This is a genomic window from Marinobacter profundi (genome assembly GCF_002744715.1).
Classification (GTDB): Bacteria; Pseudomonadota; Gammaproteobacteria; order Pseudomonadales; family Oleiphilaceae; genus Marinobacter; species Marinobacter profundi.
The window spans coordinates 144,263-155,744 of sequence record NZ_KZ319374.1 but is presented as its reverse complement, the minus strand read 5'-3'; the positions used below and the strand labels follow the sequence as shown (position 1 = coordinate 155,744).

Below are 11,482 nucleotides of genomic sequence, written 5' to 3'. Positions count from 1 at the left end.
AATACCTTCCCGGTCTGAATGTGAGGTGGCGCGCAGAGTTGACAAACATTTACAAGGCGTCACCTTCGCCGACAACATTAAACACTATAGACTCTGCAAAACGACTAGTGTTGGAATTGTCCGCCAGGCATGGACGACGGGTAGAAAAAAGACTGAAAACAGGCCGGAACCGCATGAACGACGAGTCCCAGAAGGAAAAACTCAGGCAGCATTTTGCCCGACGCGTCACTACCCAGGCCAGAGTCGTTCTGGACACCTGGCAAAAGATCAACGAGAAACCCGAAACCTCGGCGGCTTTCCGCAACGACTTCGCCGGCTCGGTCGATAAACTGGTGCGATATGCCCAGCGTTTCGAAATGGACAAGTACACCACCGCCGGCCAGCAGTTACTTGCCCTGATCGCCGAGTGGCAAGCGGACAGCCCGCTGCACACCGAGCTTCACCACCGTTTTGCGGCCGCCATCGACCAGCTCTCCCAGAGCACGCTGCGACGCACCGACAACGCCAGTGACGACAGCCCCCACATCTATCGCCGGACCCCGGTCTACATTGCCCTGGCCAGCGACGAAATGGCCTCGCGGCTGATCCGCCAACTGGAGTTCTTCGGTTTTCGCGCCGCCGCCTTCAGCGAGCCCCAGGCGCTCATCGACGCCTGCGCGCTGCACAAGCCGGAAACCATCCTGATGGACGTCAACTTCAGCAACCGGCCAAACGCAGGCATAACGACTGTCGAGCATCTGCAGGAGCGCCACGACACCCCGATTCCGATCATCTTCATGAGCCATGACGACGGCTCCATCGAAACCCGGCTGAGGGCCTCCCGCTGCGGCGGCGAGGAATTTTTCTACCCGGCGGTGGACCCCGGCCAGCTGATCGAAAAAATCGAAACCTACACCCACGGCAATACCGTCGAGCCCTACCGGGTGCTGGTGCTGGACGACTCCCGCGCCCAGGCCAAGTTCATGGAAACCGTGCTGAAGAAAGCTGGCATGACGGCCCACATCATCACGGATCCGATGCAGATCATTAATGCCCTGGAGGAATTCTCCCCGGAGATCATCATCCTCGACATGTACATGCCGGGCTGTACCGGCATGGAAATCGCCCGGGTGATCCGCCAGCAGGATCGCTTTCACAGCGTGCCGATCATCTACCTGTCCGCCGAGGAGGACGTCAGCAAGCAACTCCATGCCATGAGTCTCGGTGGCGACGACTTCCTGACCAAACCCATTGACCCGAAGCACCTGGTTGCCACAATCCACAACCGTGGCCGCCGCGCCCGCTCGCTGCTGGCATTGATGATTCGGGACAGCCTGACCGGCCTGTACAACCATACCCACACCCTGGACCTGCTCGACCAGGAAATCGTCCGTGCCCGCCAGAAGCAGCAGCCGCTGAGCTTTGCGATGATCGATATCGACTACTTCAAGAGGGTGAACGACAACTACGGCCACCCCATCGGCGACCGGATTCTTCGCTCCCTGTCGATTTTCCTCAAGCAACGGCTCCGCAAGACCGACCACGTCGGCCGTTACGGTGGCGAAGAGTTCGTCATCATCCTGCCGGATACCCGTGAAACCGATGCCCGCAATGTACTGAACGAGATTCGCGAGCGCTTTGCCGAATTGCAGCAACGTGCCGGAGACCAGGAATTCAGGGTCACCTTCAGCTGCGGTATCGCAGGCTGGCATGATGAGAGTGCCCAGCAGCTGCGCGAGCGCGCGGACCGCGCCCTGTACGACGCCAAGGCACGGGGCCGCAACTGTGTGGTACTGGCCACCGGTTGACCATCCAGCGGTGGCCTGAACCGGCGCACCGCGCCCCCGGGCCGTCGAATCCTTCCCGCCCGGCGGCCCGCACCCCGGCAACGCCACTTCCCGGCGCCCCGGGCCAGCAGACAAAGCCGGCATGAAACCAACGTCTTATGGACGCACGCCCGATGCCGGCTGACAATGGCCCTCATTGTCCTTCCGGCCCCGGTACCTGCCGCGGCCGGAAAACCAGTAATGACCAGGCCACAACGCTTTACCGGCCACCACGCCGGCAATGGCAAATGTCAAAATGTGTTGATCTGCGAGCTGTAAGAACGCACCATTGAGGCAAAATGACGCAAACTTCGGCGAACCGGATAAAACAAGGCTAGACTGATCATGGCGACCATACTGGTTCTTCATGGCCCCAACCTGAACATGCTCGGCACTCGCGAGCCGGAGGTTTACGGTCACGAAACCCTGGCGGACATTAACGACCGACTGCACCGCGCGGCGGCCGATCAAGGCCATCACCTGCTGCACCTGCAGTCCAATGCGGAGTACGAACTGATCGAGCGGCTGCACGAAGCGCGCTCGGAAGGTGTGGACTACATCATCATCAACCCGGCGGCGTTTACCCACACCAGCGTTGCCCTGCGGGACGCGATCCTGGCATCGGACATTCCGTTCATCGAGGTTCACCTCTCGAACGTGCATGCCCGGGAGCCGTTCCGCCATCACTCCTACTTTTCGGATATCGCCCAGGGCGTTATCTGCGGGCTGGGCAGCCAGGGATATGACCTTGCACTCCAGGCGGCCCTGCATCGAATTCACAACTAGACCAGAAAAACGGGATTGAATTGACCATGGATATTCGCAAGATCAAGAAGCTGATTGAACTCCTCGAGGAATCTGACGTTGAGGAACTGGAGATTCAGGAAGGCGACGACTCCGTCCGCATCTCCCGCCGCCGCGAACAGGCTCCCGGCCAGATGGTGGCCCACTATGCCGCACCGGCGCATCACCAGCCTGCCCCGGCACCGGCTCCGGCCGCGACTGCTGCCGAGCCAGCGGCTGCACCGGCGCCCACCGGCCACCAGGTGAAGTCACCGATGGTTGGTACCTTCTATCGCTCACCGTCACCCACGGCCAAAGCCTTCATTGAAGTCGGCCAGTCGGTTCAGGTAGGTGACGTGATCTGCATCGTGGAAGCGATGAAGATGATGAACCAGATCGAAGCCGACAAGAGCGGTACCGTCACCGAGATTCTGGTCGAGAACGGCCAGCCGGTAGAGTTTGACCAGCCTCTGGTCGTCATTTCCTGAACCCGGTAAGTCTTTATCATGGCTATGTTAGAAAAAGTTCTGATTGCTAACCGGGGGGAGATAGCGCTCCGGATCCTGCGCGCCTGCAAGGAGCTGGGGATCAAGACGGTAGCCGTTCACTCCCAGGTTGACCGCGACCTCATGCACGTTCGCCTGGCGGACGAGTCAGTCTGTATCGGCCCGAACAGCCCGGTGGACAGTTACCTCAACATTCCGGCCATCATCAGCGCCGCCGAGGTCACCGACTCCGTGGGTATCCACCCGGGCTACGGCTTCCTCGCCGAGAACGCCGATTTTGCCGAACAGGTGGAAAAAAGCGGCTTCCGCTTCATCGGACCGAAAGCCGACACCATTCGCCTGATGGGCAACAAGGTCTCCGCCATTGAATCAATGATCAAGGCCGGAGTCCCCACGGTTCCCGGTTCTGATGGCCCGCTGACCGATGATGATGAGCGCACACTCAAGATTGCCCGCAAGATCGGCTACCCGGTGATCATCAAGGCTGCCTCCGGTGGCGGTGGCCGCGGCATGCAGGTCGTGCACTCCGAAGCGGCCCTGCTGAAGAGTGTGCAGATCACCCAGAGTGAAGCCCGCAACGCCTTCGGTGACCCGACCGTGTACCTGGAAAAGTTCCTCGAGCGCCCACGTCACGTGGAAGTCCAGGTCCTGGCAGACATGCATGGCAACGTCATTCACCTCGGTGACCGCGACTGCTCCATGCAACGGCGCCACCAGAAGGTCCTGGAAGAAGCACCGGCACCCAACATTGACCCGGAAGCCCGGGCCAGAACCCTGCAGGCGTGCGTTGATGCCTGCAAGGAAATCGGTTACGTCGGGGCCGGTACGTTCGAATTCCTCTACCAGGACGGTGCGTTCTATTTCATCGAGATGAACACCCGGGTCCAGGTGGAGCATCCGGTCTCCGAGATGGTAACCGGGGTGGATATTGTGCGGGAGCAGCTGCGCATTGCCAGCGGCCTGCCGCTGCAGTACACCCAGGACGAGATCAAGATCACCGGGCATGCCCTGGAGTGCCGGATCAATGCCGAAGACCCCAACACCTTCGTGCCCAGCCCGGGCAAGGTGAAGCATTTCCATGCGCCGGGCGGGAACGGCATCCGGGTGGACTCCCACCTGTACAGTGGCTACACCGTGCCGCCTTACTACGACTCGATGGTTGCCAAGCTGATCACCTGGGGTGACGACCGCGAAATCGCCCGCCGACGCATGAAAAATGCGCTGGACGAACTGGTGGTTGAAGGTATCAAGACCAACCAGCCCCTGCACAGAAAACTGGTACGCGATGGCGGCTTTAAACAGGTAGACTTCACCATCCACTACCTTGAGAAGCTGATGCGGGACTAGTGTCCTGGACTCTCAGGGGCTCAACCGGTAATCGAATCGACCAGACAGGACCCCTCTATGCCCTGGATACAACTCCGGATTCCAGCTGATCCCGATACTGCGGATCAGCTGGAGGACCTGCTCATGGAGACCGGCGCTGATGCCGTCTCCATGGAGGACGCCGCTGACCAGCCGCTGTATGAACCCGACCCGGGCACCACACCACTTTGGCACCAGACCAGCGTGACCGGCCTGTTCCAGTCCGGGCGCGACATCGAGCAGTTGTGCGCCGACATTCGCAGCGCCTGGCACCAGCAAACCCAGCAGGACCTCGCTGACATCGAGGTGACCCTGGTGGAAGACAAGGACTGGGAGCGGGCCTGGATGGACGACTTCAAGCCCATGCCGTTCGGCCAACGGCTGTGGATCGTGCCCAGCTGGCACGATGCCCCGGACCCTGAGGCCGCCAACCTGATGCTGGACCCCGGCCTCGCCTTCGGCACCGGCACCCATCCGACAACCGCACTGTGCCTGGAATGGCTTGACGGCCAGGACGTCAATGGCTGCCAGGTGATCGATTACGGCTGTGGTTCCGGTATTCTCGGCCTGGCCGCGCTGCTGCTCGGTGCCGAACACGTCATTGGCGTGGACACCGATCCCCAGGCACTGGAAGCCAGCCGGGACAACGCCCGCCGCAACCAGGTCGCGGATGACCGGCTCGACCTCTATCTACCGGCAGACGAACCCGACACCAGGGCGGACATCATGCTGGCCAACATCCTGGCCCAGCCACTGATCAGCCTCGCCCCGCACCTGGCCAGCCTGGTCAAACCCGGCGGCCGCCTGGTGTTATCGGGTATCCTCTCCAACCAGGCACGGGACGTCATGGCCGCTTATGAGCCCTGGTTTGTGATGGATGAACCGGAACAGCGGGAAGAGTGGATACGCCTCACAGGTCGCCGCAACGACAGGTGACGAATGTCTGCCAAGGGTCTAAACTGCCTCACTCGTGGCCATAGCCCTTACAGGACTGAAGGATGACCGAGAGTAGTCTGCTTACCCGATGCCCTAATTGTCAGACCCGGTTCCGGGTAACCCAGGAGCAGCTTGGCATTGCCGCAGGAAAGGTTCGCTGCGGTAACTGCATGGAAGTGTTCAACGCCCTCGAGCACCGCAGCCGGCCGGAAGCCCCGGCCGCTGCTGCAAACACCGACCAGCCGCCTGCCAGCCAGCCGCCATCGGCGACCGGGTCCGCGGCTGACAGCACCGCCCCGGGCGACGATGAACTGCTGTTTGCCGACAACCCCGACGAGGATGCCACCGAAGGCCGTTACGCAGGCACCCGGTCGTCGTTTTCCGATGACGAGCTGAGTGACAGCTTCCTGGCCATCGACCAGCATGCCGGATCCGGCTTTATCGCCGACGACGAAGTGGACACCACCGCCTCAATCGACGAGAGCTGGGCGGAGGCAATGCTGTCGGACGATGACGAACCGGCGACAGCGGAGCCGCCCTCCCCCGCACCCGAGCAGCCTGCGCCCGCCCGCCGGTCGCCGGCCGCCGCCACGCCGGAGCGGACCAGCCCGGCTGCGCCGGCCAGCCCACGGTCCAGCACGGAACCCGATGACTGGGAGCTCGCCCTGGAGCCGGCCTTCAAAGCACCGGATACCCCGGCTTCCGCCGCCGACGTTGCGGTGCCACCACCGAGACCACCGGCCTCCCGGGCGCCCACTGCCGCACCCGGACCGGTGGAACCCGAGCCCATGCCTGAACCCGGCCTCTATCCGGAGGCACCGGAAGCCGCTCCGGCATCGTTTGGACTGGCCGCGGATCCGGCCAGCCCGGGACGACCGGGTGTCCGGCGCGACAGTGGCCGGGACCAGCCCTACGACAATCTGACCCGCGAGCCCATCTCGGTGAATGGAGGCGGCTCACGGGGCTGGTTTGGGAAATTCCTCTGGATGCTGGTTATCCTCGCCCTGATCGGCGGCCTGGTGTCCCAGGTGGTCTGGTTCCAGTTTGACCGCCTGTCGGCGATTCCCGAGTTGCGTCCGTTCTACGAGAAGGGCTGCGAACTGGCCGGCTGCGAACTGGCGCCCCTGGTGGATACCGACCGGATCCAGAGCCGTAAACTGGTCGTCAGAACGTCACCGGACAATCGCAACGCCCTGGTGGTGGATGCCGTCATCATCAACCAGGCGGAATTTGCCCAGCCATTTCCCGCCATAGCCCTGACCTTCTCCAACCTGAACGGTGACGTGGTGGCCCAGAGCCTGTTCCCGCCGGAGGATTACCTGGCCGGCGATGCCAGCGCACTGGACACCATGCCGACGGACACCCCGATCCGCATTGCCCTGACAATCCGCGACCCCGGGCGGGATGCCGTCAACTACAACATCGCGTTCCGGCCACACCGACAGTAAGCAAGTGCTGACTTGGCGCCGAGGCAGAAAATTCAGCCGGGCGCCCAAAAGTCAACCAGAAAGCACGAAAAATAATCAGTTTTTTCGTCCGTCAGGCCCTTCAATAGGATCTGCACCGGCGGTATCATTAGCGCCCTTCGGAGCCGGACCGGTTACTTATTGAGCAGCCCGCCCCCTCCGATTGTCGCTTACCCGCTGTGACACGGACTCAGATCATGTTGCCGACGGCAAAAATCGGGCCGTACACGCTGCCCAACCCTTTGATTGTTGCACCCATGGCCGGTGTAACCGATCGCCCGTTCCGGTTGCTGTGCCGCCGGCTCGGCGCAGGGCTGGCCGTGTCAGAAATGGTCATAGCGGACAGCAAGCTCTGGCATACGCGCAAGTCCCGGTTCCGCATGAACCACACCGGAGAGCCGGAACCCAGGTCGGTGCAGATTGCCGGCGGCGATCCGGACATGCTGGCCAACGCGGCCCGGCTCAACGCCGAATTTGGCGCGCAGATCATCGATATCAACATGGGCTGCCCCGCCAAGAAAGTCTGCAACAAGGCGGCGGGATCGGCGCTGATGAAAGATGAGGCGCTGGTCCGCGACATCCTGGAAGCGGTCGTCAAGGCGGTGGACATCCCTGTCACCCTGAAGATGAGAACCGGCTGGGACCGGGACCATCGCAATGCCCCGCTGATCGCTCGCATGGCCGAGGATGCAGGTATTCAGGCGCTGGCCATCCATGGCCGTACCCGCGCGGACAAATACAACGGGGACGCGGAGTACGACACCATCGCCGAGGTGAAATCACAGGTACGCATACCGGTGTTTGCCAACGGGGATATCAGCTCACCCGAGCAGGCGCGGCACGTGCTGGCGCATACCGGCGCCGATGGCCTGCTCATCGGCAGGGCTGCCCAGGGCAGGCCCTGGATCTTCCGGGAGATCCTGCATTACCTGGAAACCGGCAGCCACCTGCCGGCACCGCCGCTGGATGAGGTGGAACAGATCCTGACGGAACACCTTGACGCCCTGCACAGCTTTTACGGCGAAACCATGGGCATGCGGATCGCCAGGAAACACGTGGGCTGGTACCTGGAGTCCCACGACGAGAGCAAACAGTTCCGCAAACGCTTCAACGCGATCGAAAGCGCGGGGGAGCAAAAAGACAGTATTCAACAGTACTTTTCAGGCTTACGAAATGGAGAGGTATTCGCAGCATGACCGCTGAGACTTTGGCAAATGACAACCTGACCCCGCCAGCCAATGATGACGTTCATCAGCTGCAGACGGTGAACAACAGCGGCAACACGGTGACCCTGCGTGACAGCGTCGACGTTGCCCTGAAAAACTACCTGGCCCAGCTTGATGGCGCCCCGGTAACCGACGTTTACCAGCTGGTCCTGTCGGAAGTGGAAGCGCCCCTGCTCGAGCAGGTAATGAAGTACACCCGCAACAATCAGACCAAGGCATCCACCATGCTGGGCCTGAACCGCGGCACCCTTCGCAAGAAACTCAAGCAGTACGGTCTGCTATAATCCAGACACCCTGAATCCGGGAGGGCCTGCAGACACCCCGTCGCCAGGCCCTCATTCGTTGCCAGCCAGCGAATCTACCCAGCGAACACATCCAGCGAAGAAAGTGACCCATGGCAAATCAGGCTAATACTCCAGTCCGTCGCGCACTGATCAGCGTGTCAGATAAAACCGGCATCGTCGACTTCGGACGCGCGCTTACCGAACGTGGCATCGAACTGCTGTCCACCGGCGGCACCTACCGCCTGCTCCGGGAACACAACGTTGCCGTCACCGAGGTGTCCGACTATACCGGCTTCCCGGAAATGATGGACGGTCGCGTCAAGACCCTGCACCCGAAGATCCACGGCGGCATTCTGGGGCGTCGCGGCACTGATGACACCATCATGGCGGAACACGGTATCAACCCCATCGACATGGTGGTGGTTAACCTGTATCCCTTCGAGGAAACCGTGGCCAACCCGGATTGCGACCTGGCAACTGCCATCGAGAACATCGACATCGGCGGCCCGACCATGGTGCGCGCCGCGGCCAAGAACCACAACGACGTTGCCATCGTGGTCAATGCCAGCGACTACAGCCGGGTACTGAAAGAACTTGAAGCTAATGACGGCGAGCTCACCCACGCCACCCGCTTTGATCTGGCGGTGAAGGCTTTCGAGCACACTGCCGGTTACGACGGTGCCATTGCCAACTACCTGGGCGGCCGCACCGCGGACAACGACAACGCGGACTTCCCCCGCACCTTCAACACCCAGTTCGTCAAGGTGCAGGACATGCGCTACGGCGAGAACCCGCACCAGCGTGCCGCCTTCTATGCCGAGCGGAACCCCCGCGAAGCCTGCGTGGCCACCGCCCGCCAGCTGCAGGGCAAGGAGCTCAGCTACAACAACGTGGCCGACACCGATGCCGCCCTGGAGTGCGTCAAGCCCTTTGCCGACCCGGCCTGCGTCATCGTCAAGCATGCCAATCCGTGCGGCGTGGCCATTGGTGCCGACATCCGCCAGGCCTACGACCTGGCCTTCGCGACCGATCCCACCTCTGCGTTTGGCGGCATCATTGCCTTCAACCGGGAGCTGGACGCCGAGACCGCCAGGGCCATCGTTGACCGCCAGTTTGTGGAAGTGATCATTGCACCCACCGTGGCAGCGGACGCGGTCGAGATTGTGGCCGCCAAGAAGAACGTACGCCTGCTGGCCTGTGGCGAGTTTGATGGTGAGCGCGCGCGGTCCATGGACTACAAGCGGGTCACCGGTGGCCTGCTGGTCCAGGATCGTGACCTGGGCATGGTGGCTATGGAAGATGTCAAAGTGGTGACCACCCGCCAACCGACCGAGGAAGAACTCAACGACCTGCTGTTCGCCTGGGAAGTGGCCAAGTACGTCAAGTCCAACGCCATCGTTTACGCCAAGGCCGGCCGTACCATCGGTGTCGGCGCCGGCCAGATGAGCCGCGTCTACAGCGCGAAAATTGCCGGTATCAAGGCCGCAGACGAAGGCCTTGAGGTTAAAGGCTCGGTGATGGCCTCCGACGCCTTCTTCCCGTTCCGCGACGGTATCGACGCCGCCGCCGAAGCCGGCATCACTGCGGTGATCCAGCCCGGCGGTTCCATGCGCGACCAGGAAGTGATCGACGCCGCCAACGAACACGGCATTGCCATGGTGTTCACCGGCATGCGCCACTTCCGTCACTGATCTGACTACCCGGGACAGTGCTTTGGTACTGTCCCGCACCCGACATCAGGGGTACAACAGCTATGAATATTCTTGTTATCGGCAGTGGCGGACGTGAGCACGCCCTTGCCTGGAAAGCCGCCCAGTCACCGGACGCCGACCGGGTATTTGTTGCCCCGGGCAACGCCGGCACCGCCCGGGAGCCAGGCCTGGAGAACGTCAGCATTGATGTCATGGAACTGGATGCTCTGGCGGACTTTGCCGCGGCTAACCAGGTTGGCCTGACCATTGTCGGCCCGGAGGCCCCGCTGGTCGCCGGCATCGTCGACAAGTTCGAAGCGCGTGGTTTGCGGGTATTCGGCCCCAGCGCCGGTGCCGCCCAACTGGAAGGCTCCAAGGCCTTCACCAAGGATTTCCTGGCCCGCCAGAAGATTCCCACCGCCGCCTACGCCAACTTCACCGAGGTGGATGCCGCCCTGGCGTATGTCCGTGAACAGGGCGCGCCCATCGTGGTCAAGGCCGACGGGCTGGCCGCTGGCAAGGGCGTCATCGTCGCGATGACCCTGGCTGAAGCCGAAGACGCAATCCGCGACATGCTCGCCGGCAACGCATTTGGCGATGCCGGCAGCCGCGTGGTCATCGAGGAGTTCCTCGAAGGCGAGGAAGCCAGCTTCATCGTGATGGTGGATGGCGAACACGTGCTGGCCATGGCCACCTCCCAGGACCACAAGCGGGTCGGCGACGGCGACACCGGCCCCAACACCGGCGGCATGGGCGCCTACTCCCCGGCGCCCGTGGTTACAGCCGCGGTACACCAGCGCATCATGGACGAAGTGATCTACCCCACCGTCCGTGGCATGGCGGCAGAAGGCCACCCCTACAAGGGCTTTCTCTATGCCGGCCTGATGATCGACGGCGCCGGTGCGCCCCGCGTCATCGAATTCAACTGCCGCTTTGGCGATCCGGAAACCCAGCCGATCATGCTGCGGATGAAGTCCGACCTGGTTGCCCTGTGTGGCGCCGCCATCGACGGCAAGCTGGACCAGTGCGACTCTGAATGGGACGATCGTGCCTCGGTGGGAATCGTGCTGGCCGCCGGCGGCTATCCCGGTGATTATGGCAAGGGCGATGTGATTGCCGGCCTGCCGGACACCGAAGTGGACGGCGAAAAGGTATTCCATGCCGGCACCCGGCTCGACGGAGATGAGGTGGTGACCAACGGTGGCCGGGTACTCTGCGCCACGGCCCTGGGCAACACCGTCACCGAGGCCCAGCAGCGGGCCTACGCCCTGGCCGCAAGGATCAGCTGGAACGGCATGTTCTACCGCAAGGACATTGCCTACCGGGCAATCGCCCGCGAGCAGTCCTGATCCGGAGCACGGTGCGGTCGCCCGGTCACTGACCGGGCGACCAGCCTCCCGAATGGCACTGTGTTCGTCAT

General features: G+C 62.3%; 10 protein-coding genes. All 10 read left to right on the top strand.

Annotated features, from left to right (window positions below; genetic code table 11):
- Positions 1 to 173 precede the first annotated feature (173 nt).
- The 10 genes from CLH61_RS14915 to purD all read left to right on the top strand — a co-directional run bounded on the left by CLH61_RS14915 (position 174) and on the right by purD (position 11,411).
- A complete protein-coding gene (locus CLH61_RS14915; RefSeq protein ID WP_099615556.1) occupies positions 174 to 1,787 on the top strand; it encodes a diguanylate cyclase in 1,614 nt (537 codons plus the stop codon).
- A gap of 363 nt (positions 1,788 to 2,150) precedes the next feature.
- Entirely contained in the window at positions 2,151 to 2,591 is a 441-nt protein-coding gene (gene aroQ / locus CLH61_RS14910) for a type II 3-dehydroquinate dehydratase (protein ID WP_099615555.1), read from the top strand.
- A 26-nt stretch (positions 2,592 to 2,617) separates the two neighbouring features.
- Positions 2,618 to 3,076, top strand: coding sequence for an acetyl-CoA carboxylase biotin carboxyl carrier protein (gene accB, locus CLH61_RS14905; RefSeq protein ID WP_099615554.1), 459 nt, complete (start codon positions 2,618 to 2,620; stop codon positions 3,074 to 3,076).
- An 18-nt stretch (positions 3,077 to 3,094) separates the two neighbouring features.
- Positions 3,095 to 4,441: an acetyl-CoA carboxylase biotin carboxylase subunit gene (gene accC / locus CLH61_RS14900; protein ID WP_099615553.1), complete on the top strand. Its 1,347-nt coding sequence runs from the start codon at positions 3,095 to 3,097 to the stop codon at positions 4,439 to 4,441.
- Positions 4,442 to 4,498: 57 nt separating this feature from the next.
- Positions 4,499 to 5,395 carry a 50S ribosomal protein L11 methyltransferase gene (prmA, locus tag CLH61_RS14895; RefSeq protein WP_099615552.1) on the top strand — a complete coding sequence of 299 codons (897 nt, stop codon included), beginning with the start codon at positions 4,499 to 4,501 and terminating at the stop codon, positions 5,393 to 5,395.
- Between the two features lie 62 nt (positions 5,396 to 5,457).
- On the top strand, positions 5,458 to 6,843 hold the full coding sequence (locus CLH61_RS14890) for a DUF3426 domain-containing protein (RefSeq protein ID WP_099615551.1): 1,386 nt from the start codon (positions 5,458 to 5,460) through the stop codon (positions 6,841 to 6,843).
- 215 nt (positions 6,844 to 7,058) lie between these two features.
- Entirely contained in the window at positions 7,059 to 8,057 is a 999-nt protein-coding gene (gene dusB, locus CLH61_RS14885) for a tRNA dihydrouridine synthase DusB (RefSeq protein ID WP_099615550.1), read from the top strand.
- Entirely contained in the window at positions 8,054 to 8,371 is a 318-nt protein-coding gene (fis, locus tag CLH61_RS14880) for a DNA-binding transcriptional regulator Fis (protein WP_099615549.1), read from the top strand. The genes dusB and fis overlap by 4 nt, the downstream gene beginning before the upstream one ends.
- A 110-nt stretch (positions 8,372 to 8,481) precedes the next feature.
- On the top strand, positions 8,482 to 10,062 hold the full coding sequence (gene purH / locus CLH61_RS14875) for a bifunctional phosphoribosylaminoimidazolecarboxamide formyltransferase/IMP cyclohydrolase (protein ID WP_099615548.1): 1,581 nt from the start codon (positions 8,482 to 8,484) through the stop codon (positions 10,060 to 10,062).
- Positions 10,063 to 10,124: 62 nt separating this feature from the next.
- Positions 10,125 to 11,411 (top strand): phosphoribosylamine--glycine ligase, encoded by a 1,287-nt coding sequence (gene purD, locus CLH61_RS14870; protein ID WP_099615547.1) that lies wholly within the window; start codon positions 10,125 to 10,127, stop codon positions 11,409 to 11,411.
- Positions 11,412 to 11,482 lie beyond the last annotated feature (71 nt).

Coding starts and splice junctions, on each gene's coding strand:
- CLH61_RS14890 (WP_099615551.1), top strand. CDS start 5,458: ATGACCGAGAGTAGTCTGCTTACCCGATGCCCTAATTGTCAGACCCGG.
- CLH61_RS14915 (WP_099615556.1), top strand. CDS start 174: ATGAACGACGAGTCCCAGAAGGAAAAACTCAGGCAGCATTTTGCCCGA.
- dusB (WP_099615550.1), top strand. CDS start 7,059: ATGTTGCCGACGGCAAAAATCGGGCCGTACACGCTGCCCAACCCTTTG.
- fis (WP_099615549.1), top strand. CDS start 8,054: ATGACCGCTGAGACTTTGGCAAATGACAACCTGACCCCGCCAGCCAAT.
- accC (WP_099615553.1), top strand. CDS start 3,095: ATGGCTATGTTAGAAAAAGTTCTGATTGCTAACCGGGGGGAGATAGCG.
- aroQ (WP_099615555.1), top strand. CDS start 2,151: ATGGCGACCATACTGGTTCTTCATGGCCCCAACCTGAACATGCTCGGC.
- accB (WP_099615554.1), top strand. CDS start 2,618: ATGGATATTCGCAAGATCAAGAAGCTGATTGAACTCCTCGAGGAATCT.
- purD (WP_099615547.1), top strand. CDS start 10,125: ATGAATATTCTTGTTATCGGCAGTGGCGGACGTGAGCACGCCCTTGCC.
- purH (WP_099615548.1), top strand. CDS start 8,482: ATGGCAAATCAGGCTAATACTCCAGTCCGTCGCGCACTGATCAGCGTG.
- prmA (WP_099615552.1), top strand. CDS start 4,499: ATGCCCTGGATACAACTCCGGATTCCAGCTGATCCCGATACTGCGGAT.